The sequence below is a fragment of the Stutzerimonas stutzeri genome (assembly GCF_002890915.1).
Taxonomy (GTDB): Bacteria; Pseudomonadota; Gammaproteobacteria; order Pseudomonadales; family Pseudomonadaceae; genus Stutzerimonas; species Stutzerimonas stutzeri_AF.
In genome coordinates, this window is sequence record NZ_POUT01000002.1 from 686,860 (window position 1) to 712,286 (window position 25,427).

Below are 25,427 nucleotides of genomic sequence, written 5' to 3' on the forward strand. Positions count from 1 at the left end.
TGCGCCTCTGAACGGGCACGGAAAATTGCTGGCGCTACGGTACGACATGAGTTTCCCACTGCTCCAAGGGAACGATTGCGGGCCATTATGCCCGGGCCGTAGAGGCGCTGTGCCTCTATCCGATAAGCGTAGCCGGGCCGGCTGGGTTCCTGCAAAACGGCGATATGGATCGGCCCGACCTTCCGATGGCTGGTCCGGAACCGGTGGATCATCGCCTTGGCTGTGGGTTGCTGTTAGAGTGCGCGCCGTCATCATGTAGAAAAGGATCGATCCAATGGCTACCAACCGCTCGCGTCGCCTGCGCAAGAAACTCTGTGTCGACGAATTCCAGGAGCTGGGCTTCGAGGTCAATCTCACCTATCGCGAAGGGGCTGACGGCAAGGTCGTGGACGATTTTCTCGAAGCGTTCATCAGCGAAGCGATGGAAGCCAACGAGCTGGGCTACATCGGGGGTGAGGACTACGGCTTCGTGTGCCTTGCCCGCCGAGGCTCGGTCAGCGAAGAGCAACGCGAAAAGGTGGATGCCTGGCTGAAAGGCCGTAGCGAACTGGCCGAATACACCCTCAGCCCGCTGATGGATGTGTGGTATCCGGAAAACCCGATCAGGACCGAGAAATAGTCTGGTCCTCCGGCGGCTGAGCCGCCCGGGCGTTCTTGCGCGAACGCCTGGTCAGCAGCCGCCGCACGAGATGCATCAACGACGCGACCAGCAGCGCCAGGCCGACGCCAATGGCTGCGTTCAGCAGCCGTGTCTGCGGTAGATTCCAGTCTTGCGCCAGGGTCTCCGCCAGCAGCAGGAACAGCAGTGTCGTCTGCAGGACGAACAATCCGTAGTGGTTGGCCTGGAAGGCTCTGCCCAGCACCACCAGCGGCAGCAGGATCATCACCATCAACGGTGGATCGGCCAGGCCGTGCCCCAGGTAGATCAGGATGGCGGCGGCGGCGAATATCCCGATGCCGGCCTGTAGCGCTCGCACCAGGCTCTGTTCCAGGTCCATCTGCAGGGTGGTGAACACCGCCAGCGTCAGCCAGTATCCTCGTGGCAGTCCGGCCAGATTGACGATTACCCCGCCCAGGGCCGCGGCCAGCATGTAGGTCAGGGCATGCGCACGCCACTGGCGTATCGGCGTCCGCCGGGCATGCCGGCGAAGCACTCGCAGAATGCTCATCAGCCGCGGCATGTACGGCCACATGCGCAGTCCATGCATGCCGCGCAGGCCGAAGGCCAGCAAGGTCACCCATAGTCCACCGAGGGCGAACAGTACGGCGATCGCATAGGGGTTGTTGAAGTCAGCGATACCGTACTGCCCCTGGCCGAGGCACAGGCAGATCGCCAAGCCGATACCCAGCTTCCCGGCCTCGCTTCCGTAGCGCTGCAACCAGGCCAACAGCAGGCCGAAAAAGGCGAACAGGCCAAGACTGATCAAGGGATGGGTAGCCGACCAGAAGCCCAGGCCTGCACTGCAGGCGCCCAGTGCGATGAGCAGCAGCATGCGCAGCATGCCGAAGCGATGCAGGGGGTTGGCCTTGGCCGCCTGAAAGGCCCCCACGGTGGCCCAGAGAAACCCCGGATGGCCGCTGAACAAACCCAGCAGCAACGGTAGGGCGCAGCCGAAGCCGGCGACCAGTGCCGCGCCCCAGGCGGGACGCACGGGATGCCAATGAAAGCTCTGTCGCAGCAAGCGCTTCATTCGCTTATACCGGGCTGGAACGGCCGGTCATCTCACCGGCCATCTCCGTGGCGTAGCTGTCGGTCATGCCGGCGATGAAGTCGATCATGCGCAGGAATGCATGGTAGAGCGGCAACTCCGGCGCTGGGGCGCCGCGTCCGAGCAGATCGAGGATGCGCTGGTTCTTGAAGGAGAGCGTGCCACCTCGATGTTGCTCCAAGGCCGCGCCGCAAAAGGCGTTGAGCAATATTTCCAGTGTCGTGTAGGCGCCTATTTCATGCAGCGTCTTGCGCTTGTCCTGGAAGATCTTCTGCCGCGCCATGGCCTTGGCCTGAACCACGCACGCCTTGGCGGGACCGTGCATGTGCTCGACCAGATCGCCCTGCAGCTGCCCGGCGAGCAAGCCATGCTGCTGCTCGACGAAGGCGCGTGCGGCGGCATTGGTCAGGTGCTCGATGGCCTTGCCGCGCAGGATCGCCAGCTTGCGCCGCCGCGAGTCGCCGGGGCCCAGCTGGCGGTAGGTTTCCGGCAGATCGTCGCCGACCAGCCCGAGCAGCAGCGCCTCCACTTCCGCGTAATCGAGCAGTTCCATTTCCAGGCCATCTTCGAGATCGATCAGGCCATAACAGATATCGTCGGCCGCCTCCATCAGGTAGACGAGCGGATGACGACCCCAACGCTGTTCTTCCGTCTTGGGCAGGTTCAGCTTCTGCGCGATCTGTTCCAGCAGCGGCAGCTCGTTCTGGTAGCAGCCGAACTTGTGCTTCTTGTAGCCAAGGGCTTCGGCGTGACGCGACGTCCAGGGGTATTTGAGGTAGGTGCCCAGCGTGGCATAGGTCAGCCGCGTTCCACCGTCGAACTGGTGGTATTCCAGCTGCGTGAGCACACGAAAGCTCTGAGCATTGCCTTCGAAGTTGAGGAAGTCGGCACGCTGCGCATCGCTCATGTCATCGAGCCACCCGCGCCCGGCCGCCTGCTGGAACCAGTAGCGTATCGCGTCCTCGCCGGAGTGGCCGAAGGGCGGGTTGCCGATGTCATGCGCCAGGCAGGCGGACTGGACGATCATGCCGAGGTCGGCCGGGCTGCACCAATCCGGCAGCTCGTCGCGCAATACCTCGCCGACGCGCATACCCAGCGAGCGGCCGACGCAACTCACTTCCAGCGAGTGCGTCAGGCGTGTGTGGATATGATCGTTGCTCGATACCGGATGTACCTGGGTCTTGCGGCCCAGACGGCGGAAGGCCCCGGAGAAGATGATGCGATCGTGGTCCTTGTGGAATGGACTGCGGCCGAGTTCCTCGCTGCTGTGGACGGACTTGCCGAGTCGTTCGCGGGTGAGCAGGGTATGCCAGTCCAAGGACTATCTCCATATCGCCTTCAGAGTTGCAGCACAGAATATATACCGTCCGAGAACGAAGCCCGGCTGGATATGCCAAGGGGGAGATCCCGCGCCTGTTGGGCTTCGCGTTGCTCAACCCAACCTACGGCAGCGTATGAGCCCCGCGCAAGCAACCCAATCATCGTGTTGTCGTGACAGGTGTGAAGCTACCACAAGCATCATCGTGCCGAGCTGCAATATCGCATCCTTTCGAATACCCGCTGCTACTGCAGTTTCTGTCGGAGTTTCTGTTGCCCCTTGAACAGTGGATAGAGGGTCAGCGCGAAGCGGGCGAGCGTGCCCACCTTGCCGAGGCGGCGGCCGAACAATGCGAGGACCACGGTTGCGGCTATCACCAGCGGGCCTTTGCCCGCCGAATGTTCGGCCGACGCTATTCTGGTCATCATCATGCCTTTGACCTGCTGCAGAGGATGCGACAGGGGCTGTGCATGGTAGAGCAACTGCTGGCGGTGCATTTCCATCCGAAGTCGTACCAGATCCTTGCGCAACTTCGGATCGTTGGGAGTGCTCAGGGATCGGCTCATGGCAGTAATCGCTCCCGGTTACGCTCAAGTTCTTCGAGGGTGGCCTGGAAGGGGGCGGCACATTGCTTGGCAAGTGCCAGCGCGCGGCTTATGCAGATGATCAGGGCAATGGCATAGGCGGCGCAGAGCAGCAGAATCGCGGTAATCAGATGAGTTTCCCAAAAGGCGATGACAATGGCAGCCGACAACCCGACCAGAATCAGCAGGCCCAGGATCAAGCTGATCCCGGCTAGAAGAAAAAGCCGGAAAGTCCGGGCTTTCTCTTCCTGGACCTCGATACCGAGCAGTTCCAGATGCCCTTGCAGCAGACCGACGAATGCACCGCCCAGCTTCTTCAGCGAGGGTTTCGGGGAGTCTTCGCCAGGCTTGGCTTCCATTGGCTGCTCTCCCATCAGCGGCGCGAAGACAGCAGGCCGAGCAAGAAGCCGACGCCGGCGGCGATACCGATCGATTGCCAGGGGTGCGTGTGCACATATTCCTCGGTGCATTGAATTGCCGCCTGGCTCTGGTCGCGCATCGAGCTTTCCCGCTCCTTGAGCATCTCCCGGGCCTTGGCGATGTTCGCGTTGATCTTGCTGCGCAGTTCTTCGGTCTGGCCGCCCGCGGTTTCCTGAGTATGTTTGAGCAGGCGTTCGGTATCGCCGATCAGGGTGTGGAACTCCTCGATCAACGCATGCTGTGCAGCCTGCAGATTGCGGCGATGAGCGGTTTTGTCGATCAGCGGCGGGGTGCCGCCTGTGGGCGCTTCGGGAATCGGAGTGTTGTCGCTGGTGCCGAAAGTGGAATCGGTAGACATCTGCAGCTCCTCATGAGTCTTGCAGGAACGGAAAGTCCCTGTGCCTCAAGTTTCGAGCGTGATGGCGATGCAAGGTTCCCGCTTCGGTGGCCTTCGCTGAGTGGCTTGCTGCCAATGGGCCTATGAAGTTCTGTCGGTTGCGTGGAAAACTTCGTTGGAAATAGCGGACAAAAGAAAACCCGCCGAAGCGGGTTTTCCTTCTACTGCACCTGCAACCGCTAATTACATCAGCGGAATGGTGTAGCTGACGATCAGACGGTTCTGATCGATGTCGTTGCCGGTGCCATTGGTGCGGAAAGTAGCGTTACGCCATTTGAGGTTCAGGTTCTTCAGAGCACCTTCCTGGAAGGTGTAGCCGATATCGGTATTGCGTTCCCACTCCTTACCATCGCCATTAGCCCCGAAGTCTTCACCGCTGAGATAGCGGGTCATGAAGGTCAGGCCGGGGATGCCGACGGCGGCAAAGTTGAAGTCGTAGCGTGCTTGCCAGGATTTCTCGTCGGTCCGCGCGAAATCGCCGATCTGTACGTAGTTGACGAGGTAGGGGTCGATGTTGCCGCCGACGTAGGCGAAACCGGTGTCGCCGGACATCTTCTGGTAACCCAGGCCGAAGCTATGGCCACTGATCGAATAGGTGACCATGGCGCCGAAGGCCTTGTTATCGACGTTGGTGCTGCCGTCGTCCTTGGAGCGCTGGTAGCGCAGGTCGGTCTTCAGCGACTGGCCGTCAGCAATCGGTAGCACATGAATGAGGTTCAGTGCGTGCTGCTTGTAGAAGTCTTCCAGGTTGCTGTAGTAGTAGGAAGCGCTCAGGTCCTTGGTGACCTTGTAGGTGCCGCCCAGGTAGACAAGTTCATCGGACTCTACGCCGCTAGTGCCAGTGATGTCTTTGCCGGTATTGTTGACGACCATGTCTTCATAGTTAGTCGAGTTCCGGTTGTTGATCTGGTCGATATAACCCAGGTCTAGAGTCAGGCCGTCGATCTCGTTGGAAACCAGCTGGCCACCGCGCATTACTGCCGGCAGCAGACGGCTGTCGCTAGTGCCGATCGCAGGGTTCTTCAATTGCAGCGTGCCGACTTTCAGAACACTCTTGGATACTTTCGCCTTGGCGGTCAGGCCCAGCTCGGAATAATCATCCGGGGCGCCGGAATCGCCCACCGGCAGAAGGCCGGTACCGGTGCGGTCCGGGCTCGAGTCGAGTTTCACACCCAGCAGGCCAAGCGCATCGACACCAAAGCCTACAGGGCCTTCGGTATAGCCCGACTCCACGCGCAGAATGAAGCCTTGTGCCCATTCGTCTTGCTTGGATTGGCTAGCGCCTTCTTGGCGATTATCACTGTTGTAGTAGAAGTTGCGCAGTTCCAGACCGGCCTTGGTGTCTTCGATGAAGGCGGCTTGAGCCAGGGTGGGGATAGCCAGTGTTGCTCCCAGAGTGGCGAGGGCCACGCCCCGGGCGATGGGGGTCTTGAGCATTTCTTATTTCTCCTCGTTGGATGATGCTCTGAAGTCGCTCTTTGCGGCGCCATGCAATAAAACATTACATGGATTTTTCAACCTTTAGACTTTAGTCGTCAGGGGTCGATAGTCAACGTACTAGACGCTCTCGCAGGGTAATTCCCTGTTCGATATCTCTCGTCGGTACTCCCATGGTGTCTTGCCGGCGAGAGAACAAGGCGCTAATGCCAGACAATCTACGTTGTCTTGACCGCTGCATCCTAGCGTTTTGATTGTCCGGAGTCGAATGGCGATATCGGAGGCTGCAATCGAGTGGGTACGACTTCACAATTTCGAGGGGGTTTCATTGATGTCGATTGCTTCTGAAGAGACGAAGGTGCTGCGTTCAACTGCTAGAATGTCGACGCGATCGATGCGAGAGAGAACAAATGTTGCCTGAATGCCAGCTTTTCGGGACCTTGGGCTGTCACCTTTGCGAACAGGCCGAAGATGTGCTGTTGCCCTTGGTCGAGTACGGGTTGCTGGTCGAGCTTCTCGATATTTCCGAGCGGGCGGAATGGGTCGATGACTACGGGCTTCGCATTCCGGTATTGCGGCGAGTCGATACAGGGGCGGAGTTGGACTGGCCTTTCGAAGTCGAGCAGGTGGTGGGATTTCTGCAGGAATAGCGGTGTGGGTGAGGACAGAAAAATGGTTGAGAGCCATTTTTTTGTATGACTTGCGATAGTTCGAGAGGGTAGCCGGAAAGGCTGGGCATGAAAAAACCGGCTCAGGGGCCGGTTTTTTGTTATCAGAAGCAAACTGAATCGCTCTGATAGTCGGGATATGGTCGGAGCGACTGGATTCGAACCAGCGACCTTCTCGTCCCGAACGAGACGCGCTACCAAGCTGCGCTACGCTCCGAAGATGGCGCGCATTCTACAGAAAAAGTTTTGTTGCACAAGGGGTTAGCCAGGATTTTTTTTACGGACGAGGCGAGGGGCTTCTGAAGGGGCAAATATTCTGCCGCCTGCAATCGGGATCGTTCGCGGGTTGTAGGAGCCAGCTTGCTGGCGATCAGTCCGCAGCACCAGGTTTCGCAGCAAGCTGGCTCCTGCGGGCAACATTGCATAACTGGCACGCATCGCTCCTGTGGGAGGTGCCCCGCGGCGATTGCAGGCCGAAGGCCTGCCGGGAAGCTCAGAGCAGCGCCCCGAGGTCGGGCTCCCACAAAAGCTGCCTGGCTTTTCATCGGCGCGCCAACTTGGCTCGGTGCATGCAATGCACATAGCGCACCTTTACGTTGGGGGTGCCGCAAGGGCTCGACCGGGGTGTCAGAGCTCCTTCACGGTGCGGACCTGGTCCTTGTTCACCTTGCCAGGCTTGCCATCGATCAGCTCGTATTCATAGAAGCCGGAGTCCTCATCGTACTCGGGGCGATCCAGTGTCTGGATCTCGCGGCCGTCGTTGAGGGTGATCACGCTCGGGTTGGCGCAGCCTGCGAGCACACCGAAGCCTAGGGCAAGCAATAGGGCCGGAATGATGCGTGTACGCATGACGTATTCCTTATTCCTGGTGACGATACCCATGGGACGAACCGGGCAGCGGCTAAGTTCCCATCTGTCGTGCGGTTCGCTCGAGTAGCTCCGGCGTGTTCAGGTTGGCAAGGCGGTGGTCGTTTTCCTCCAGCTCGAGGCCGTGCGCACCGAGTTGCAGCAGCAGGCGCTGTACGCTTCGTTCTCCCGCCTGCCAGTGCGTTTCGATTGCTTCTGAAAGATGAGTAGGGATCAGGCTGAACAGTGGCTCCCATTGCTGGCCACTGCGCAGCATCAGCGGCCTGTCCGGGGTGGAGATCGCTGCCGAGTACATGGCCTGCAGCAGGGGGCGGTCGAGCAGGGGAGTATCGCATGGCAGTACGAGCAGCCACGGATTGCGTGCAACGGCGAGCCCGGCACGTATCCCTGCCAATGGCCCCGGATAATCCGCTTCTTCATCGCTCACCAGGCGATCGGCATAGGCTGCGTAGCGCTCCTGGTTGCGGTTGCACGATAGCAACAGCTGGTCCGTCATTGGATGTGTGAGTTCGTGCAGCCAGGCGATCAGGGGACGCCCATGCCATTCGATCAGGCCTTTGTCCTGGCCACCCATACGCTGCCCGCGACCGCCTGCCAGCAGCAGGATGGAGCACGAGGGAAGTCTGCAGTCGAGCATGGAAGGTGCTCCGGTAAAAGCCTGTGATATAACACCCGGTCTGTACGCTAACAACCGGATGCATGCCATGAGCCATCTTGCCGATCAAGTTTTCGTTCCTCTGAACATCGCCGTGCTGACCGTCAGCGACACTCGCACCCTTGAGACCGATACCTCGGGGCAACTGCTGGTCGATCGTCTGGATGCCGCGGGGCATTGGCTGGCTGCCCGGGTACTGCTCAAGGATGACCTCTATCGCATTCGCGCCCAGGTAGCCAGCTGGATTGCCGACGATGCGGTACAGGTGATCCTGGTGACCGGCGGCACCGGTTTCACTGGACGCGATAGCACGCCGGAGGCCGTCTCTTGCCTGCTGGACAAGCAGGTCGATGGTTTTGGGGAGCTGTTTCGGCAGATATCCGTTGCCGATATAGGGACCTCCACGGTGCAGTCTCGCGCCCTGGCCGGCCTTGCCAACGCGACGCTGGTGTGCTGCCTGCCCGGCTCCACCAATGCGTGCCGCACCGCGTGGGACGGTATTCTTGCCGAGCAGCTCGATGCGCGTCATCGACCCTGTAACTTTGTCGCCCATCTCAAGGCAGGGCGTGCGTGCGGGACACGTGCATGACCGCTGACCGGATGGATCTGTTGCCCGTCGAAGAGGCGCTTGCTCTCCTGCTGAAGCAGGCGGATGCCGAGTCTATTCGTGAGCATGAAACTGTCGCCGCGAGCGCGGCGCTAGGGCGAGTGCTGGCCGAAACGCTGGTCGCCGGGCTGGATTTGCCGCCATGGCCCAATAGCGCCATGGATGGATATGCAATCCGCCACGCGGATTTGTCCGGAGGGCCTTTGCCGGTCAGTCAGAAGGTCTTCGCCGGCATGCAGCCGATCGAGCTGATGCCGGGGACTTGCGCACGCATCTTCACGGGGGCTCCGCTGCCGGATGGAGCCGATACCGTGGAGATGCAGGAGAACGTAAGGGTGCTGGACGATGGCCGCGTGAGTTTTCTCGAGTCGGTGCGGTTTGGGCAGAACGTGCGTCCACAAGGTGGTGAGGCGCGCCGTGGCGATCCCGTGCTCGAAGCTGGAATGCGTCTGGGGCCGGTCGAACTGGGCCTGGTCGCGTCGCTTGGCGTGACGGAGCTCAAGGTGGTGCGGAAGGCGAGGGTGGCGCTGCTCTCCACCGGTGATGAGCTCGTCGAGGCCGGGCAGGCCTTGGCACCAGGGCAGATTTATAACAGCAACCGTGTGCTGTTGCGCCATTGGCTCGAGCGGTTGGGGTGCGAGGTAATCGATGCCGGTGTGCTGCCGGACGATAGGCAGAAGATACGCAACTGCCTGGAATCGCTGGGTGATGTCGACCTGATTCTCTCGACTGGAGGAGTGTCGGTTGGTGAGGCGGACTTTCTTGGCCAGGTGCTTCGCGAGGAAGGCCAGCTGACGCTCTGGAAGCTGGCGATCAAGCCGGGCAAGCCGCTGACCTGTGGGTACTATCGTGGTGTTCCGCTGATAGGCCTGCCGGGCAATCCCACTTCCACTCTGGTGACCTTCGGCCTGCTGGGCCGGCCCTACCTGTTGCGGCGCATGGGGATCGCCGAGGTCGAGCCGCTTGGTTTTGCGGTTGCCGCAGGCTTTGCCTGGCCGAAGCCCGGCAAGCGCCGCGAGTACCTGCGGGCCCGGCTCGAGCAGGGCAAGGCACAGCTTTATGCCAACCAGAGTTCGTCGGTGCTGCGCAGTGCCGCATGGGCGCAAGGCCTGGTGGTGGTGCCCGAGCATGCTCGGTTCGATGAGGGCGAGCCGGTGCGGTTCATCCCGTTCAGTGAGCTGTTCGGCTGAAAATACAGCCCGTCGGGCTTGACTCGTTGGGTAAAACCAACCCCAAAACCTGTTGTCTATCTCCTCCATCCGGTTTCCGGCCGGTTGCTGCCTGTCTATTGGCTAATACAAGGAGAACATGGCAATGCAGGAGAGAAACGTTTGGGTCGATTACGCCAAGGCAATCGGGATCATTCTCGTCGTCTATGGGCATGCCGCGCGGGGTGTTTTCAATGCCGGATTGCCCATGGACGAGGCGCGGTTCGTGCTCGTCGACAGCATCATCTACAGCTTCCACATGCCGCTGTTCTTCTTTTTGTCGGGGTTGTTCTTCTTCGACTCGCTGCAGAAACGGGGCCGGGGCGGGCTGATTATCAATAAGGTCGATACGATCGTTTATCCCTTTGTTGTCTGGTCTTTATTGCAGGGGCTGATCGAGGTCGCGCTGTCGAATTACACCAATGGGCAAGTCACGCTGACCGAGGTATTGTCGTTGCTTTGGTTGCCGCGTGCGCAGTTCTGGTTCCTCTATGCACTGTTCCTGGTCTTCGTGGTTTGTGCGTTCCTCTATGCCCGTGCCGACCGCCGCTATTTCCTTCCGCTGGTGGCACTGTTCGGCGTCCTGTTCGTCTTCCAGCAGGACCTCACCGTGAACAACATGACGCGCTTCATTCTGGGGAACACGGTTTTCTTCGCCCTGGGCGTCTGGTTCAACGAGATCAAGGCGTTCTTCCTGGCGCGCTGCACGCAGTTGATGGCGTTCTTCGGGGTGCTGTTCATCGTCGGCCAGTATCTGTTTCACGTGACCTTCGGCCTGAATTACACGGACGGTGGCTTGCCGGTGCTGGCATTGGCCACTATTTCCATTTTCTTCATGGTCGCGTTGTCGATGTGGCTGGGGCGTTTCCGGGTCGACTGGTTCCTGTTCATCGGGGCATCGTCGATGACCATCTATTTGATGCATATCCTGGCGGGCAGCGGGGTGAGGGTGATCCTGAGCAAGTTCATGGGCATTGATTCGGTCGTTTTGCACCTCGTGCTCGGCACTGTGATTGGTATCGCCGCTCCGATGGCCGCACAGTTGCTCATCAATCGTTACAACCTGTACTTCCTGCTCGCCCCGCCGAAATGGATGTCCGCGGGGTCCCGCCTCCGGATGCGTAAAGCGGTCGCGCAGTAGCTACCGCTTTGCGTGGCTCGCTCTCGGGCGGGCTTCGCTCTCTCACTGGGCGTCGCCGCCACTGGCCGAGACACCATTGGTTGTACGGCGATGGCGGCGGCGCCGCCTCTTGCGGGGCGCCTTTCGCCATTGCGCCGGTTTTCCCATCGCATCTCCATAAAGATGGATGGCCGTCAGGCCAGTGAGTACGCCGATGATGTTGACGGTCATGTCCGCGAGCGATGCTGTTCTGCCGGGGGTCATTGACTGAAGCACTTCTATCGCGGCAGCGCCGATCAATGTCCAGATGAAAAGAGAGCGCAACGGAGCCTTCGGGAAAGCTATATGCGCGGTGAAAACGAGAATGGAGAAGCCAAGCCAGTGATAGAACTTGTCAGCGCCGGGAAATAATTGGCTGTTGGGCGAACTCTTCAGCGCCATGAAAATGAGGATTGTCAGTGCGACCCAAAAGGTCGTGCTGGCTACAAGCTTTCGGTATGTCATGCCATCCCTTACTTCAAGTTGTGCCGGGCAATCGGTGCGTCTGCGACATGTACACGATTGACTGCTGCGCACCAGGCATCCTCCTGCGAGGAGTCGATGCGCGTCTTATGTGTTAGCCGCAGTTGATGCGTTCAATCGTCAGGGATGCATCGGTATTGAGATTAAGCCTGCGCGAGTTGTATTCGAGTGTCACGACATCGCCGGGCCGCAGGATTCGTGCGACGTTCGCGCCGGCCTGGTTCCGTGCCTCTTCGAGCAGGTCGGCGGTGGCGGTTTTCCCGATGAAATGCTGTACCGCATCTGCATTACAACTGTTCGTGTCAGCGTCGGCGTTTTTTGCCGTTGAGTTGGTCTGGCAGCCCGCCAGGAAGGCTGCCGCCATCGTCAGGCCGATCAGGGGATGAAGTGGACGCATGATGATTTTCCTTGAATGGCCGCCGCAGCTTCTTGGATGCACGGTTAATACCAAAAGTGCAGTCGGCCCGACTGTACGATTGGCGTAGCGCTATGTCGATGCCTGGGATAAAAAAGAGTGCGGCGCTTCGGGAACCGAAGCCGTATCGCCCTCGTCATATTGTTTGATGGCCCTTTGCAATCCCTGGGCTGATAATGACGAAGGAGTTTGCGCTATGTTCACATCACCTTTACTCAAGCGAGTTGCGACTGTCCTGGCTGCCTTGCATTTGCTGCTGGTAGCCCAGATACCCATGGCACAGGCGGCGATGATCGGTACGCCGGAGGTGATCGCCGAACAACAACAGCAGGTGGACCGGCAGCAATTGCTGACCATGCTGGACGATCAGGATGTGCAGAAGAAGCTCGAGTCGATGGGCGTCGAACGCGAGCAGGTGGAGAAGCGTATCAACAGCCTGACGCCCGCGGAGCTGGCACAGTTCAACCAGCAGCTGGACCAGGCGCCTGCGGGGGCCGGGGTGGTTGGCGTGATCGTGCTGTTCCTGGTGGTCTTCATCATCACTGACATGCTCTGCGCAACCAACATCTTCAACTTCGTCAACTGCATCAACCGTTGAGCTGGCGGTTGTTGATCCTGCTGGGCGCCGGCCTGCTCGGCGGTTGTGCGGGAACATCGACGGTGTTCGTCGATGATGCGCAACTGCCTGCGCGGGCCGAGCTGGTCGATGTGCCTTTCTTCCCGCAGGAGGACTACCAGTGTGGGCCGGCCGCGCTGGCGACCATGTTGACGCAGCGCGGGATTGCCGTCAGTCCTGAGCAGCTCGTCGAGCAGGTCTACATTCCCCAGCGTAAAGGCAGCCTGCAGGTGGAAATGGTCGCCGCGGCCCGGTCCAAGGGCTTGCTTGTCTATCCTTTGCATCCGCGCCTGGAGACGGTACTTGCCGAGGTTTCGGCCGGCAATCCGGTACTGGTGTTGCAGAATCTTGCGTTTGACCGTTGGCCTCAGTGGCATTTCGCCGTGGTGGTGGGGTATGACCTCGACGAGCAGAGCATCATCCTGCGTTCCGGCACTACGAAGCGTTGGGTGGGAAGTTTTCGCCAGTTCGAGCGATCCTGGGCCAAGGGGGGGCGTTGGGCCGTGCTGACGCTCGATCCCGCTCGACTGCCCGAAACAGCGGAGGAAACGGCCTGGTTACGTAGTGCGAGCGATCTCGAACAGGTCGGCCAGATCCAGGCGGCGCGCCAGGCATACGAGACCGCGGCTGCACGTTGGCCGAGCGGACTGCCCTGGTTTGCGCTGGCCAACAGTCAGTATGCCGCGGGTGACAAGGTCGGGGCGCAGCGGTCGTTGCGTACCAGTATCGCGCGCGACGCATCCTTTGCGGTCGGCTGGTTCAACCTGTCCCAACTGATGGCGGAGCAGGGGTGCGCCGCAGGCGCCCGGGACGCTCGCGCCTGTGCCTTGCGCCTGGCGCCGCAGGATGAACGCCTCGCCGTACCCTTGCCGCCGGCCGGAGAACAGGCGCGCCAGTGCCTGCCGGTTCCCGCGTGTCCGGTGGAGTGAGCGCGGTTCAGATGCCGAGCCTGTCGCGCAGGCTATAGTACATGGCGCCGAGCGCGCTCAGTGGAACCCTCAGGCTGTGACCGCCAGGGAACGGGTAGTGCGGCAGGCTGGCAAAGGCATCGAAGCGCTCGGCCTGCCCGCGCAGGGCTTCGGCGATCACCTTGCCGGCGATGTGGGTATAGGTCACGCCATGGCCGCTACAGCCCTGTGAGTAGTAGATATTGCCACCCAGGCGTCCCACTTGTGGCAGGCGGGAAAGGGTCAGCAGGAAATTGCCCGTCCAGGCATAGTCGATTTTCACCTGGCGGAGCTGGGGAAAGGTCTTCAGCATTTTCGGGCGGATGATCGATTCGATATCCGCTGGATCGCGTGCGCCATAGACGACCCCGCCACCATAGATGAGGCGCTTGTCGGCCGAGAGCCGGTAGTAGTCGAGCAGGTAGTTGCAGTCCTCGACACAATAATCTTGTGGCAACAGGCTGTGGGCGAGTTCTTCGCCGAGCGGCTCGGTGGCGATCACCTGGGTACCGCATGGCATGGATTTCGCCGCGAGTTCGGGGACCAGATCACCGAGATAGGCGTTGCCGGCCACGACGACGAAATTGGCGCGCACGGTTCCCTTGGGGGTGTGGACCACCGGTGCGCTGCCCCGCTCGATGCGAATGGCGGGCGTCTGTTCATGGATCACGCCGCCCAGGGACTCGATTGCCGCGGCTTCGCCCAGTGCCAGGTTGAGCGGATGGATATGCCCAGCCTGTCTATCGAGCATCCCGCCAATGTAGCGGTCGCACGCCACGACCTGGCCAATGCCTTGTCGGTCGAGCAGTTCCAGTTGCTCGTAGCCGTAGCGTTCCCACAATGCCTTTTGTGCTTCGAGATGATGCATCTGCTTATCGGTGAAGGCAGCGAACACTCCACCGTCTTTCAGGTCGCACTGGATACCATAGCGCGCTACGCGCTCGCGAATGATCCGTCCGCCTTCGAACGCCATCGCGCCGATCAGCTGTGCGGCAGCAGGGCTGACGCTTCGCTCGACGCTATCCAGGTCACGGCTGTAGCTGTTGACGATCTGGCCACCGTTGCGCCCTGAAGCACCGAAGCCGACCTTGGCAGCTTCCAGCACGATGACATTGAAGCCGTTCTCGAGCAGGAAGAGGGCGGTGGACAATCCGGTGTAGCCCGCACCGATGACGCAGACGTCGGTCTGTTTGTCTTCCTGCAGTTCCGGCCGGCTGCTGGTGGGGATGGCGCTGGCGGCATAGTAGGAAGAAGGATAATCCGTGTGCGGCATATTGGATTCTCTGTTCTGAATATTTGACGGCATGCTAGCGCCTATCCCTGCTGCTCGCCAGAGCTGCGGGGTAGTGGGCATGAATATTTCAAAAATTCCAAATATCAGTGAGTTAGCGAAAAAAACTGCTTGACTCCTGCTGCCGTGGCTTTAGAATGCGCCCCCATCGAAGGCACATAGCTCAGTTGGTTAGAGCACCACCTTGACATGGTGGGGGTCGTTGGTTCGAATCCAATTGTGCCTACCAATTCGAAGAAGAAGGGTCGCGTAAGCGGCCCTTTTTTTTGCCTCGCTTGTCAGGAGCTCCGCTTTCTGAAAGCATCGCCGGTCTTTGTTTTTTCCAGTGACTCCGGTTCGGCGGGGTCGAGCTCGTCAGGCGCCTGCCACTGTGCGGCAGGCATGCTCGCCGAATCGCTTTACTGGCTCATCCCAACCCATGTGGCCTTTGGTACGGGTCACCACTAGGAGAGGAGGCGCCATGCCCACCATTACTCTTCCCGACGGCAGTCAGCGTTCGTTCGATCACCCGGTCACCGTGGCCGAGGTGGCTCAATCCATTGGTGCGGGCCTTGCCAAGGCGACCGTTGCCGGCAAGGTCGATGGGCGGCTGGTCGATGCGTGCGATCCGATCGAGCGGGACGCCTCGCTGCAGATCATCACGCCGAAGGATGAAGAGGGGCTGGAGATCATCCGCCACTCCTGCGCTCATCTGGTGGGGCATGCCGTCAAGCAGCTCTATCCGACCGCGCGCATGGTCATTGGGCCGGTCATCGAGGAAGGCTTCTACTACGATATCGCCTACGAGCGCCCCTTCACGCCCGAAGACGTGGCGGCGATCGAGCAGCGCATGAAAGAGCTGATTGACCGCGACTACGACGTCATCAAGAAGATGACGCCGCGCGCCGAGGTGATCGAGGTGTTCAAGTCCCGCGGCGAGGACTATAAGCTGCGTCTGATCGAGGATATGCCCGACGAGCAGGCGATGGGGTTGTACTACCATGAAGAATACGTCGACATGTGCCGCGGGCCGCACGTGCCGAATACCCGCTTCCTCAAGTCCTTCAAGCTGACCAAGCTATCGGGCGCCTACTGGCGCGGTGATGCCAAGAACGAGCAGCTGCAGCGCATCTATGGGACCGCCTGGGCCGACAAGAAGCAGCTGGCCGCCTACATCCAGCGCATCGAGGAGGCCGAGAAGCGCGATCATCGCAAGATCGGCAAGCGCCTGGACCTGTTCCATACCCAGGAAGAGGCGCCGGGCATGGTTTTCTGGCATCCGAACGGCTGGACGCTCTACCAGGTGCTCGAGCAGTACATGCGCCAGGTGCAGCGTGAAAACGGCTACCTGGAGATCAAGACGCCGCAGGTGGTCGACCGCGTGCTCTGGGAAAAATCCGGGCACTGGGCGAATTATGCCGAGAACATGTTCACCACCGAGTCGGAAAGTCGCGACTATGCGATCAAGCCGATGAACTGCCCGTGCCATGTCCAGGTGTACAACCAGGGGCTGAAGAGCTATCGCGAGCTGCCCCTGCGCCTGGCCGAGTTCGGCGCCTGTCATCGCAACGAGCCGTCCGGCGCGCTGCACGGCATCATGCGCGTGCGCGGTTTCACCCAGGACGACGCGCACATCTTCTGTACCGAAGAGCAGATGCAGGCCGAGTCCGCGGCCTTCATCAAGCTGACCCAGGCGGTCTATGCCGATTTCGGTTTCTCGGATATCGAGTTGAAGCTGTCCACTCGTCCGGAAAAGCGTGTCGGTTCAGACGACCTCTGGGATCGGGCCGAGGCGGCGCTGGCGGCGGCGCTGGATAGCGCGGGCCTGCCTTACGACCTGCAGCCGGGCGAGGGTGCCTTCTACGGGCCGAAGATCGAGTTCTCCCTGCGCGATTGCCTGGGGCGCGTCTGGCAGTGCGGTACGCTGCAGCTGGATTTCAACCTGCCGGTACGGCTCGGTGCCGAGTACGTCAGCGAGAACAATGATCGGCAGCACCCGGTGATGCTGCACCGGGCCATTCTCGGTTCGTTCGAGCGCTTCATCGGTATCCTGATCGAGCACTACGAGGGGGCTTTCCCGGCCTGGCTGGCGCCTACCCAGGCAGTGATCATGAATATCACCGACAAGCAGGCCGCTTTTGCTTCCGAGGTCGAGAAAACCCTTGTCCAAAGCGGATTCCGTGCCAAGTGCGACTTGAGAAACGAAAAGATCGGCTTTAAAATCCGCGAGCATACTTTGCTCAAGACTCCTTATCTCTTGGTTATCGGGGATCGGGAGGTTGAGACTCGATCCGTTGCTGTGCGCACCCGTGAAGGCGTCGATATGGGCTCCATGCCCCTCGAGCAATTCGCGCAGCTGTTGGCACAGGCGGTTTCCCGGCGTGGTCGCCAAGAATTGGAGTAATCACTATTAAGCGTGAAATGAGACAGGATAAACGAACTGCACCCAAGGCCCCGATCAACGAGAATATCTCGGCTCGTGAGGTCCGTTTGATTGGCGCTGACGGCGAGCAGATTGGCATCGTCTCGATTGATGAAGCGCTGCAGGTAGCAGAAGAGGCCAAGCTGGATCTGGTTGAAATTTCCGCCGACGCGAATCCCCCGGTATGCCGGATCATGGATTACGGCAAGCATCTGTTCGAGAAGAAGAAGCAGATCGCCGCGGCGAAGAAGAACCAGAAACAGGTTCAGGTCAAAGAAGTGAAGTTTCGTCCAGGGACGGAAGAAGGGGACTACCAGGTCAAGCTGCGCAACCTGGTGCGTTTCCTGAGTGACGGGGACAGGGCCAAGGTATCCTTGCGATTCCGCGGCCGTGAGATGGCCCATCAGGAGCTGGGGATGGAACTGCTGAAGCGGGTCGAGACCGACCTCGCCGAATACGGTTCCGTCGAGCAGCATCCGAAGATGGAAGGACGCCAGCTGATCATGGTCATCGCTCCCAAGAAGAAAAAGTAACCTCCAGGGCACTGGCAGGCCTTGCGGTTATTTGTAATCACCCACACTGTGGAGAACGAACATGCCAAAGATGAAGACTAAAAGTGGTGCTGCGAAGCGCTTCAAGAAGACTGCGAATGGCTTCAAGCACAAGCACGCTTTCAAGAGCCACATCCTGACCAAGATGACCACCAAGCGTAAGCGTCAGCTGCGCGGTTGCTCGCAAGTGCACCCGTCCGACGTTGCAAAAGTGGAGCGCATGCTGCGCGTTCGTTGATCCGGTCAAGACTCAGAGGAATAACTCATGGCTCGTGTTAAGCGTGGCGTCGTTGCCCGTCGCCGTCACAAGAAAATTCTGAAACTCGCCAAAGGCTACTACGGTGCGCGTTCGCGCGTATTCCGCGTTGCCAAGCAGGCGGTAATCAAGGCTGGCCAATATGCCTACCGCGACCGCCGTCAGCGCAAGCGTCAGTTCCGCGCTCTGTGGATCGCCCGTATCAACGCTGGTGCTCGTGTCAACGGTCTGTCCTACAGCCGTCTGATCGCCGGCCTGAAGAAGGCGGCCATCGAGATCGATCGCAAGGTTCTGGCCGATCTGGCAGTGAACGAGAAAGCGGCGTTTGCTGCGATTGTCGAGAAAGCCAAGGCTTCCCTGGCTTAAGCCCCGACAATCACGGATCTTCGGATTCGTTGCACCGCCATCGATAGGGGAAGAGCCTGTGCTCTTCCCCTATTTCGTATCTGAGGGGGCTTTTGCAAAAGTGCGCGTGGCGGCGGGCCGCTTCGACGGTCGGCTGGCCAGTGCGGTTCTGCAAGAACCTCTGGAGGTTGTACATGGAAAATCTGGATGCACTGGTCGCGCAAGCGCTCGAGGCCGTGCAACGAAGTGAAGACATCGCTGCCCTGGAGCAGATTCGGGTCCAGTATCTCGGCAAGAAGGGCGAACTGACCCAGGTGATGCAGACCCTGGGCAAGCTGTCCGCCGAAGAACGACCGAAGGCCGGCGCGCTGATCAATGCCGCCAAGACGCAGGTGCAGGACGTCCTGAATGTGCGCAAGGCCGAGCTCGAGCAGGCCGCGCTGAGCGCCAGGCTGGCCGCCGAACGTATCGACGTGACCCTGCCGGGGCGTGGCGAGGCGTCCGGCGGACTGCATCCGGTGACCCGCACGCTGGAGCGCATCGAACAGTTCTTCAGCCATATCGGCTACAGCGTGGCGGAAGGGCCTGAGGTCGAGGACGACTACCACAACTTCGAAGCGCTCAATATCCCCGGCCACCACCCGGCACGGGCGATGCACGACACCTTCTATTTCAACGCCAACATGCTGCTGCGCACCCATACCTCGCCGGTCCAGGTGCGCACCATGGAGTCGCGGCAGCCGCCAATCCGTATCGTCTGTCCGGGGCGAGTCTATCGCTGCGACTCGGATATCACCCACTCGCCGATGTTCCATCAGGTAGAAGGGCTGCTGGTGGACGAGGGGATCAGCTTCGCCGACCTCAAGGGCACCATCGAGGAGTTCCTGCGGGTGTTCTTCGAGAAGCCGCTCGGCGTGCGTTTCCGTCCGTCGTTCTTCCCGTTCACCGAGCCCTCCGCCGAAGTCGACATGCAATGCGTGATGTGCAGCGGCAAGGGCTGTCGTGTCTGCAAGCAGACCGGCTGGCTCGAGGTGATGGGCTGCGGCATGGTGCATCCGAACGTGCTGCGGATGTCCGGCATCGATCCCGAGAAATTCTCCGGCTTCGCCTTCGGCATGGGCGCCGAGCGCCTCGCCATGCTGCGCTACGGCGTCAATGACTTGCGCCTGTTCTTCGACAACGACCTGCGGTTCCTCGCGCAATTTCGCTAGTGCCGCTGCCCGTCAACGAATATTTAGGAGAACAGGATGAAATTCAGTGAACAATGGCTGCGGAGCTGGGTGAATCCGCAGGTTTCCCGCGAAGAGCTGGTTGCGCGGCTGTCGATGGTCGGCCTCGAAGTCGATGCGGTCACGCCGGTTGCCGGTGCGTTCAATGGCGTGGTCGTGGGCGAAGTGCAGGCGACCGAGCAGCATCCCGATGCCGACAAGCTGCGCGTTTGCCAGGTCAGCAACGGCAGCGAGACCTTCCAGGTGGTCTGCGGTGCGCCCAATGTGCGCCCGGGCCTGAAGATTCCGTTCGCCATGATCGGCGCCCAGTTGCCCGGCGATTTCAAGATCAAGAAGGCCAAGCTGCGGGGCGTCGAGTCCAACGGCATGCTCTGTTCGGAAACCGAACTGCAGATCGGCAGCGACGACAGCGGCCTCATGGAGCTTGCGGCCGACGCGCCGGTCGGCGCCGATCTGCGCGAATACCTCGGCCTCGATGACGCGAGCATCGAGATCGGCCTGACGCCGAATCGCGGTGACTGCCTTTCCCTGGCGGGGCTGGCGCGCGAGGTCGGGGCGATCTACGGCGCGGCGGTCAGTCCGATCGAAATTTCCCCAATGGCCGTAAGCCATGATGAAGTGCGTCCGGTCGAAGTTCTGGCGCCGAAGGCCTGCCCGCGTTACCTCGGACGGGTGATCCGCAACGTCGACCTGTCGCGGCCGACGCCGCTGTGGATGGTGGAGCGCCTGCGCCGCTCGGATATCCGCAGCATCGATGCGGTCGTGGATATCACCAACTACGTGATGCTCGAACTGGGGCAGCCGCTACATGCCTTCGATCTGGCCGAAATCAATGCCGGCATCCGCGTGCGGATGGCGGAAGAGGGCGAGAAGCTGGTCCTGCTCGACGGCCAGGAGATCAGCCTGCGCGCCGACACCCTGGTCATCGCCGATCACCAGCGGGCACTGGCCATTGCCGGTGTCATGGGCGGCGAGCATAGCGGCGTGAGTGCCACCACCCGGGACATCTTCCTGGAAAGTGCGTTCTTCGACACCATCGCGCTGGCCGGCAAGGCCCGCTCCTATGGTCTGCATACGGATGCATCGCATCGCTACGAGCGCGGTGTCGACTCGCAACTGGCGCGCCAGGCGATGGAGCGGGCCACCGCTCTGCTGCTGGAGATCGTCGGTGGCGAAGCCGGGCCGATCGTCGAGGCGGTCAGCGAAGAGCACCTGCCGAAGGTCGCGCCGGTGACGCTGCGTGCTGAGCGCATCGAGCAGATGCTGGGCCTGGAAATGGACGCTGCCGAGGTGGTGCGTCTGCTGACTTCGCTGGGGCTCGGCGTGAGCGAGGAGTCCGCGGGGCGCTGGCAGGTCGGCGTGCCGAGTCATCGTTTCGATATCAGCCTGGAAGTCGATCTGATCGAAGAGCTCGGTCGGCTGTATGGTTATGACCGCCTGCCGGTGCGTTACCCGCAGGCGCGCCTGGCCCCCGAAGCGAAGCCGGAAGCACGCGCGGAGCTGCCGTTGCTGCGGCGCCTGCTGGTCGCCCGTGGCTACCAGGAAGCGATCACCTACAGCTTCATCGATCCCAAGCTGTTCGAGCAGTTCACCCCAGGCGTCAAGCCGCTGCAGCTGGCCAACCCGATTTCCGCGGACATGGCCGCCATGCGGGCCTCGCTCTGGCCAGGGCTGGTCAAGGCGCTGCAGTACAACCTCAACCGCCAGCAGTCGCGCGTGCGTCTGTTCGAGGCAGGGCTGCGTTTCGTCGGCCAACTGGACGAGCTGAAGCAGGAAAGCATGCTCGCCGGCGTCGTGACCGGCAGTCGCCTGCCCGAAGGCTGGGCGAATGCCCGCGAGGCGACGGACTTCTATGACGTCAAGGCGGATGTCGAAGCGTTGCTGGCCTTTGCCGGAAATGGCGCGGCATACCGTTTCGTCGCGGGCGAGCATCCGGCATTGCATCCGGGGCAGACGGCGCGTATCGAGCGTGAAGGTCGCCTGGTTGGCTTCGTCGGCAGCCTGCACCCCGAACTAGCGACCAGCCTGGGCATCGACCAGCCGGTCTACCTGTTCGAGCTGGCGCTCGGCGAGATCGTCGAAGGCCGCCTGCCGAAATTCAGCGAGCTGTCGCGCTTCCCCGAAGTGCGCCGTGATCTCGCCGTACTGGTCGCGCGGGAAGTGCCGGCGCAAGCCGTCCTGCAGTGCATTCGCGATGCAGCGGGCGAGAATCTGACAGACCTCAAGCTATTTGATGTCTATCAGGGAAAAGGTATTGATCCGCTTAGCAAAAGTGTGGCAGTCGGCTTGACCTGGCAGCACCCTTCGCGCACTCTAAACGACGACGAGGTGAACGGCGCGATGCAGCAAATCCTCACCTCCCTGGAAGAAAGGTTCAACGCCACGTTAAGGAAATAGCGTATGGGGGCTCTGACGAAAGCTGAAATGGCGGAACGTCTATATGAAGAGCTAGGCTTGAATAAGCGCGAAGCCAAGGAACTGGTGGAGCTGTTTTTCGAGGAGATCCGCCAGGCGCTGGAGCATAACGAGCAGGTCAAGCTGTCCGGATTCGGCAACTTCGACCTGCGCGACAAGCGCCAGCGTCCGGGGCGTAACCCCAAGACCGGCGAGGAGATTCCGATCACGGCGCGACGCGTCGTGACCTTCCGTCCGGGGCAGAAACTCAAAGCCAGGGTCGAGGCTTATGCTGGAACCAAGTCATAACGACGAGCTTCCGTCGATTCCGGGCAAACGCTATTTCACCATCGGTGAAGTCAGCGAACTCTGCGCGGTGAAGCCCCACGTGCTGCGCTACTGGGAGCAGGAATTTCCCCAGCTCAATCCGGTGAAGCGGCGCGGAAACCGGCGTTATTATCAGCGGCAAGACGTGCTGATGATTCGTCAGATCCGTGCCCTCCTGTACGACCAGGGCTTCACGATCGGCGGTGCAAGGCAGCGCCTTTCCGGCGAAGAGGCGCGCGACGACACCACCCAGTACAAGCAACTGATTCGGCAGATGATTTCCGAATTGGAAGAAGTATTGCTGGTGCTCCGGAAATAAATCACTCGGGCCTCTAAAAAACTTTCACATTTTCAGTTGCTTAAGGTATAGTTCGATCCGTTTTCAGCGGTGCTGATAACACTGTCGGGGCGTAGCGCAGCCTGGTAGCGCACTTGCATGGGGTGCAAGGGGTCGAGTGTTCGAATCACTCCGTCCCGACCAAAAAACCCTAGAAAATCCAGTCACTTAGCGGTGTCTGGATTTTTTTATGGGCGGATGTTTTGTGTGGTTGCCGAATTTTGTGCCACTTTTTGTGCCACCGGATTTTGTGCTGCTGTCGAGCGAAAGGCTGGTTAGTTATCAGTCGCCTTTGTCCAGTGGGCGAGGGCTCTGCTTCTCTTCTTTGCTGCCATTGGGAGTCCTGGGTTTGTGCATCTCTACAGCACTAAGTTTCCGCTTCGTATGCGCACTTCGTGCTTCTAGTTTGATGCAACCCTAAGAGCTGGGGCAGGTTGCGAGGGCCATTACGGCGTCACGATACCTGCAATCGGTCAGTTTCTGCTATCGGCCAAAAGCTTCCCTTGGCGTGGGATAGCACCCAATAGGGTTGCTCAGGTAGGGAATGATGGCACTATGAAATCGGAAGTTTTCCGCTTATCTTTGAGCATGAATAGGTCATGCCAAGGACTGCCCCATGATCGAAAAGATTCTGCTTCGCAACGTCTCCAGCTACTCTCCTGACTCAGCGGTGTCCATTGCCCCGCTCAAGCGCGTGAGTTTGTTTTACGGTCAGAACGGGACGGGCAAGACCACCATCAGTAACTTCCTTCAGGCCCCTGCTGAGGCCTGCTACAGCGTTTGCGGCATGGAGCCAATAAAGGTTGGCCGGGAGGTCCTGGTCTACAACCATGCATTCATGGAGAAAAATTTCCATGAAGCCGCATCCCAGCCAGGGGTCTTCACCCTTAATGAGGGCAACATTGAGGCTGAAGCTGCCCTTGCAGCGGCTGAGGCAGCAATCGCTGAGCTGACGATCGCCCATGATGCTGAAATGGAGAAGGGCGTCACCTGTAAGAAGGCCCAGGAGCAAGCTCATGAGGCGCTGCTGGACAGTGTATGGAAGCCCAAGCGTGACTTCGATAACACTGCTTTGGCTTACTGTTTCAGGTCGCTCAACACCAAAGAGCGTTTACTTGACGCTGTCCGACGCGTCCAGTTCGTGGCAACCACTGACACCGCTCAGGGGCTGCTGAGCGAGGCGGCAGAACTTAACGAGGCCAGTGATCAGGAGCTGCCCGGAATCGCGTCAATGACCTTCCAGGCGAATAAGCTAGAAGCCGATCCGATCATCCAGGAAGTCATCACTGGGTCAGGTGATTCCTACCTTTCTGCGTTCATTCAGCAACTGGGAAACTCGGATTGGGTCAAGCAGGCACTGCGCTATGAGGTCGAGTCAAAAGACCAGTGCCCACTATGCCAGCAGCCCTTGCCGCAGGATTTCTATGCTGAAATTCGTAAAGTCTTCGATAAGACCTATGAGCAGCGCCTTGGTTTGCTTCGGCAACTCGAAAGCCAATACCGAGACGCGGTGGATCAATTCCTGCGACGGTGCGAGGCTCCGGAATATCAGCTGCAAGCCATAAAGCTCCGTGTCACCAGGCTTCACGCTGTGTTCCAGAAAAACCTGCAGTCCCTCGCTACGAAGCTCGCCAGTCCATCCCTCACGATTACGCTGGAGTCCACTGCAACACTGGTCGCCGAGTTGAATAGTGAGATCGCGGCTGAGCAACTGAAAATCGACGCTATCAATGCGAGGATAAAAAACAGGAAGCAGCATGAGGAGGACATCAAGCGACGCTTCTGGAGCTGGTACAGAGCTTCGTGCGACGCGGCTTTCGTGGCATTCGAAAAGGTCGACAAGGAGCAGGGGCGCCAACGCCAGGCCGCCAAGGATGAGGTTCAGTCTCTGCGGGATCGCATTCAGGCACAACGCGATATCATTGCCCAATCCAGGGCGGCCATCACGAACATCGACCAGTCGGTCGAGAATATCAATAATTGGTTGCGTGTGCTGGGTCTGAAGGGCTTCGCGCTGATTAAAGAAGAGGGCCCGGTGCCGCAATATCGTCTTGAGCGCCCTGGCCAGACTGAAGGGGTGTTCAGAACGCTAAGTGAGGGCGAGAAAACGCTGATCTCGTTTCTCTACTTCCTTGAGGTCTGCAATGGCGAGCTGGACACAGCTAGTGGGAAGCTCAAGCGTGATCGCATCATCGTCATCGATGACCCAATATCGAGCCTCTCCCATAACTATGTCTACGATATTGCGTCGCTGATCAGGCGGCAGGTGCTCATTCCGAGAGACCGGTTCAAGCAGGTGATCATCCTGACGCACAACCTTTTCTTCTTCCACGAAATGGTCAAGCTCTTAAAGGATGACGGAGAAAAATCCTTGGCAATGTTCCGGATCACCAAGTCCGAATACAGCTCGGTCGTGACCATGGAGGAGCGGGAAATCCAGAACGACTACCAAGCCTTCTGGCAAACGATCAAGGACGCGTTGCAAGGCCGAACGTCCCCTAACGTGATTCCGAACATGATGCGCAATATCTTGGAGTACTACTTCAGCTTCGTGCATCAGATCCCCAGCCTGCGCCAGGCGTTGACTGATCTTAGCGAGGAGAATCCAGAGTTCAGAGCGCTCTACCGCTACATCAATCGTGAATCACATGCCGACTCGGTTAATCTCACTGATTTCGGTGAGATCAATCCGGCGACCTTCGTTGCGCGGTTCAAGGATGTGTTCATCAAAACCAACTTCGAATCCCATTTTGACAAGATGATGGCATAGCTCTTTCCAGGTTGAGCTATCCGCTGATAGCATTAA

General features: G+C 59.8%; 27 protein-coding genes and 3 tRNA genes. 18 read left to right on the plus strand and 12 right to left on the minus strand.

Annotated elements, in window-relative coordinates; translation table 11 throughout:
* Positions 1-274: 274 nt before the first annotated feature.
* Positions 275-619: a YggL family protein gene (locus tag CXK94_RS06950; RefSeq protein WP_102893760.1), complete on the plus strand. Its 345-nt coding sequence runs from the start codon at positions 275-277 to the stop codon at positions 617-619.
* Here CXK94_RS06950 and CXK94_RS06955 read toward each other — a convergent pair.
* The 6 genes from CXK94_RS06955 to CXK94_RS06980 form a co-directional block, all read right to left on the minus strand.
* Positions 603-1,691 carry an FUSC family protein gene (locus CXK94_RS06955; RefSeq protein ID WP_102893761.1) on the minus strand — a complete coding sequence of 363 codons (1,089 nt, stop codon included), beginning with the start codon at positions 1,689-1,691 and terminating at the stop codon, positions 603-605. The two genes, CXK94_RS06950 and CXK94_RS06955, sit on opposite strands and share 17 nt — an antisense overlap.
* Positions 1,692-1,695: 4 nt before the next feature.
* Complete coding sequence (locus CXK94_RS06960) at positions 1,696-3,027, minus strand: deoxyguanosinetriphosphate triphosphohydrolase (protein WP_102893762.1); 1,332 nt, start codon at positions 3,025-3,027, stop codon at positions 1,696-1,698.
* Between the two features lie 245 nt (positions 3,028-3,272).
* Positions 3,273-3,593 (minus strand): hypothetical protein, encoded by a 321-nt coding sequence (locus CXK94_RS06965; RefSeq protein ID WP_102893763.1) that lies wholly within the window; start codon positions 3,591-3,593, stop codon positions 3,273-3,275.
* A complete protein-coding gene (locus tag CXK94_RS06970; protein ID WP_102893764.1) occupies positions 3,590-3,970 on the minus strand; it encodes a phage holin family protein in 381 nt (126 codons plus the stop codon). Before CXK94_RS06970 ends, CXK94_RS06965 begins: the two co-directional genes overlap by 4 nt.
* A 14-nt stretch (positions 3,971-3,984) precedes the next feature.
* Complete coding sequence (locus tag CXK94_RS06975) at positions 3,985-4,389, minus strand: DUF883 family protein (RefSeq protein WP_102893765.1); 405 nt, start codon at positions 4,387-4,389, stop codon at positions 3,985-3,987.
* A 222-nt stretch (positions 4,390-4,611) separates the two neighbouring features.
* On the minus strand, positions 4,612-5,865 hold the full coding sequence (locus CXK94_RS06980) for an OprD family porin (RefSeq protein WP_102893766.1): 1,254 nt from the start codon (positions 5,863-5,865) through the stop codon (positions 4,612-4,614).
* A gap of 410 nt (positions 5,866-6,275) precedes the next feature.
* Between CXK94_RS06980 and CXK94_RS06985 the strand changes: the two genes are divergently transcribed.
* The gene (locus CXK94_RS06985) at positions 6,276-6,515 is read left to right on the plus strand and encodes a glutaredoxin family protein (protein ID WP_037037041.1); all 240 of its coding nucleotides are present in this window, start codon (positions 6,276-6,278) and stop codon (positions 6,513-6,515) included.
* A gap of 158 nt (positions 6,516-6,673) precedes the next feature.
* On the opposite strand, the gene CXK94_RS06990 is transcribed toward CXK94_RS06985, so the two are convergent.
* The 3 genes from CXK94_RS06990 to mobA all read right to left on the minus strand — a co-directional run bounded on the left by CXK94_RS06990 (position 6,674) and on the right by mobA (position 8,037).
* A tRNA-Pro gene (locus CXK94_RS06990) sits at positions 6,674-6,750 on the minus strand.
* 410 nt (positions 6,751-7,160) lie between these two features.
* On the minus strand, positions 7,161-7,382 hold the full coding sequence (locus tag CXK94_RS06995) for a YgdI/YgdR family lipoprotein (protein ID WP_102893767.1): 222 nt from the start codon (positions 7,380-7,382) through the stop codon (positions 7,161-7,163).
* Positions 7,383-7,434: 52 nt separating this feature from the next.
* The gene (gene mobA, locus CXK94_RS07000) at positions 7,435-8,037 is read right to left on the minus strand and encodes a molybdenum cofactor guanylyltransferase MobA (protein ID WP_102893768.1); all 603 of its coding nucleotides are present in this window, start codon (positions 8,035-8,037) and stop codon (positions 7,435-7,437) included.
* A gap of 67 nt (positions 8,038-8,104) precedes the next feature.
* Between mobA and moaB the strand changes: the two genes are divergently transcribed.
* The 3 genes from moaB to CXK94_RS07015 all read left to right on the plus strand — a co-directional run bounded on the left by moaB (position 8,105) and on the right by CXK94_RS07015 (position 11,011).
* Positions 8,105-8,644, plus strand: coding sequence for a molybdenum cofactor biosynthesis protein B (gene moaB / locus CXK94_RS07005; protein WP_102893769.1), 540 nt, complete (start codon positions 8,105-8,107; stop codon positions 8,642-8,644).
* Positions 8,641-9,852, plus strand: coding sequence for a gephyrin-like molybdotransferase Glp (glp, locus tag CXK94_RS07010; protein ID WP_102893807.1), 1,212 nt, complete (start codon positions 8,641-8,643; stop codon positions 9,850-9,852). The genes moaB and glp overlap by 4 nt, the downstream gene beginning before the upstream one ends.
* Before the next feature lie 124 nt (positions 9,853-9,976).
* Complete coding sequence (locus CXK94_RS07015) at positions 9,977-11,011, plus strand: acyltransferase family protein (RefSeq protein WP_102893770.1); 1,035 nt, start codon at positions 9,977-9,979, stop codon at positions 11,009-11,011.
* Positions 11,012-11,053: 42 nt separating this feature from the next.
* On the opposite strand, the gene CXK94_RS07020 is transcribed toward CXK94_RS07015, so the two are convergent.
* The gene (locus tag CXK94_RS07020) at positions 11,054-11,494 is read right to left on the minus strand and encodes a VanZ family protein (protein ID WP_102893771.1); all 441 of its coding nucleotides are present in this window, start codon (positions 11,492-11,494) and stop codon (positions 11,054-11,056) included.
* 112 nt (positions 11,495-11,606) lie between these two features.
* Complete coding sequence (locus CXK94_RS07025) at positions 11,607-11,909, minus strand: I78 family peptidase inhibitor (protein WP_102893772.1); 303 nt, start codon at positions 11,907-11,909, stop codon at positions 11,607-11,609.
* A 214-nt stretch (positions 11,910-12,123) separates the two neighbouring features.
* On the opposite strand from CXK94_RS07025, the gene CXK94_RS07030 reads away from it, so the two are divergent.
* Entirely contained in the window at positions 12,124-12,525 is a 402-nt protein-coding gene (locus CXK94_RS07030; RefSeq protein WP_102893773.1) for a PA2779 family protein, read from the plus strand.
* Complete coding sequence (locus CXK94_RS07035) at positions 12,522-13,472, plus strand: PA2778 family cysteine peptidase (protein WP_102893774.1); 951 nt, start codon at positions 12,522-12,524, stop codon at positions 13,470-13,472. Before CXK94_RS07030 ends, CXK94_RS07035 begins: the two co-directional genes overlap by 4 nt.
* Positions 13,473-13,479: 7 nt before the next feature.
* Here CXK94_RS07035 and CXK94_RS07040 read toward each other — a convergent pair whose 3' ends face one another.
* Complete coding sequence (locus CXK94_RS07040) at positions 13,480-14,763, minus strand: NAD(P)/FAD-dependent oxidoreductase (protein ID WP_102893775.1); 1,284 nt, start codon at positions 14,761-14,763, stop codon at positions 13,480-13,482.
* Between the two features lie 170 nt (positions 14,764-14,933).
* Between CXK94_RS07040 and CXK94_RS07045 the strand changes: the two genes are divergently transcribed.
* The 11 genes from CXK94_RS07045 (at position 14,934) to CXK94_RS07095 (ending at position 25,391) form a co-directional block, all read left to right on the plus strand.
* Positions 14,934-15,010 (plus strand) — tRNA-Val (locus CXK94_RS07045).
* Positions 15,011-15,241: 231 nt separating this feature from the next.
* Positions 15,242-17,164 (plus strand): threonine--tRNA ligase, encoded by a 1,923-nt coding sequence (gene thrS / locus CXK94_RS07050; protein ID WP_102893776.1) that lies wholly within the window; start codon positions 15,242-15,244, stop codon positions 17,162-17,164.
* Positions 17,164-17,715, plus strand: coding sequence for a translation initiation factor IF-3 (gene infC / locus CXK94_RS07055; protein WP_180984394.1), 552 nt, complete (start codon positions 17,164-17,166; stop codon positions 17,713-17,715). Before thrS ends, infC begins: the two co-directional genes overlap by 1 nt.
* 61 nt (positions 17,716-17,776) lie before the next feature.
* A complete protein-coding gene (rpmI, locus tag CXK94_RS07060) occupies positions 17,777-17,971 on the plus strand; it encodes a 50S ribosomal protein L35 (protein ID WP_003298367.1) in 195 nt (64 codons plus the stop codon).
* A 27-nt stretch (positions 17,972-17,998) separates the two neighbouring features.
* Positions 17,999-18,355, plus strand: a complete 357-nt coding sequence (gene rplT / locus CXK94_RS07065) for a 50S ribosomal protein L20 (protein WP_003282569.1) — start codon at positions 17,999-18,001, stop codon at positions 18,353-18,355.
* 173 nt (positions 18,356-18,528) lie between these two features.
* Positions 18,529-19,545 carry a phenylalanine--tRNA ligase subunit alpha gene (pheS, locus tag CXK94_RS07070; RefSeq protein WP_102893778.1) on the plus strand — a complete coding sequence of 339 codons (1,017 nt, stop codon included), beginning with the start codon at positions 18,529-18,531 and terminating at the stop codon, positions 19,543-19,545.
* Between the two features lie 36 nt (positions 19,546-19,581).
* On the plus strand, positions 19,582-21,960 hold the full coding sequence (pheT, locus tag CXK94_RS07075; protein WP_102893779.1) for a phenylalanine--tRNA ligase subunit beta: 2,379 nt from the start codon (positions 19,582-19,584) through the stop codon (positions 21,958-21,960).
* A gap of 3 nt (positions 21,961-21,963) precedes the next feature.
* A complete protein-coding gene (gene ihfA / locus CXK94_RS07080) occupies positions 21,964-22,266 on the plus strand; it encodes an integration host factor subunit alpha (RefSeq protein WP_003282572.1) in 303 nt (100 codons plus the stop codon).
* Positions 22,247-22,603, plus strand: a complete 357-nt coding sequence (locus tag CXK94_RS07085; RefSeq protein ID WP_037037076.1) for a MerR family transcriptional regulator — start codon at positions 22,247-22,249, stop codon at positions 22,601-22,603. Before ihfA ends, CXK94_RS07085 begins: the two co-directional genes overlap by 20 nt.
* A gap of 85 nt (positions 22,604-22,688) precedes the next feature.
* A tRNA-Pro gene (locus tag CXK94_RS07090) sits at positions 22,689-22,765 on the plus strand.
* A 472-nt stretch (positions 22,766-23,237) separates the two neighbouring features.
* The gene (locus tag CXK94_RS07095; RefSeq protein WP_049247417.1) at positions 23,238-25,391 is read left to right on the plus strand and encodes an AAA family ATPase; all 2,154 of its coding nucleotides are present in this window, start codon (positions 23,238-23,240) and stop codon (positions 25,389-25,391) included.
* The last annotated feature ends 36 nt before the right edge of the window (positions 25,392-25,427 follow it).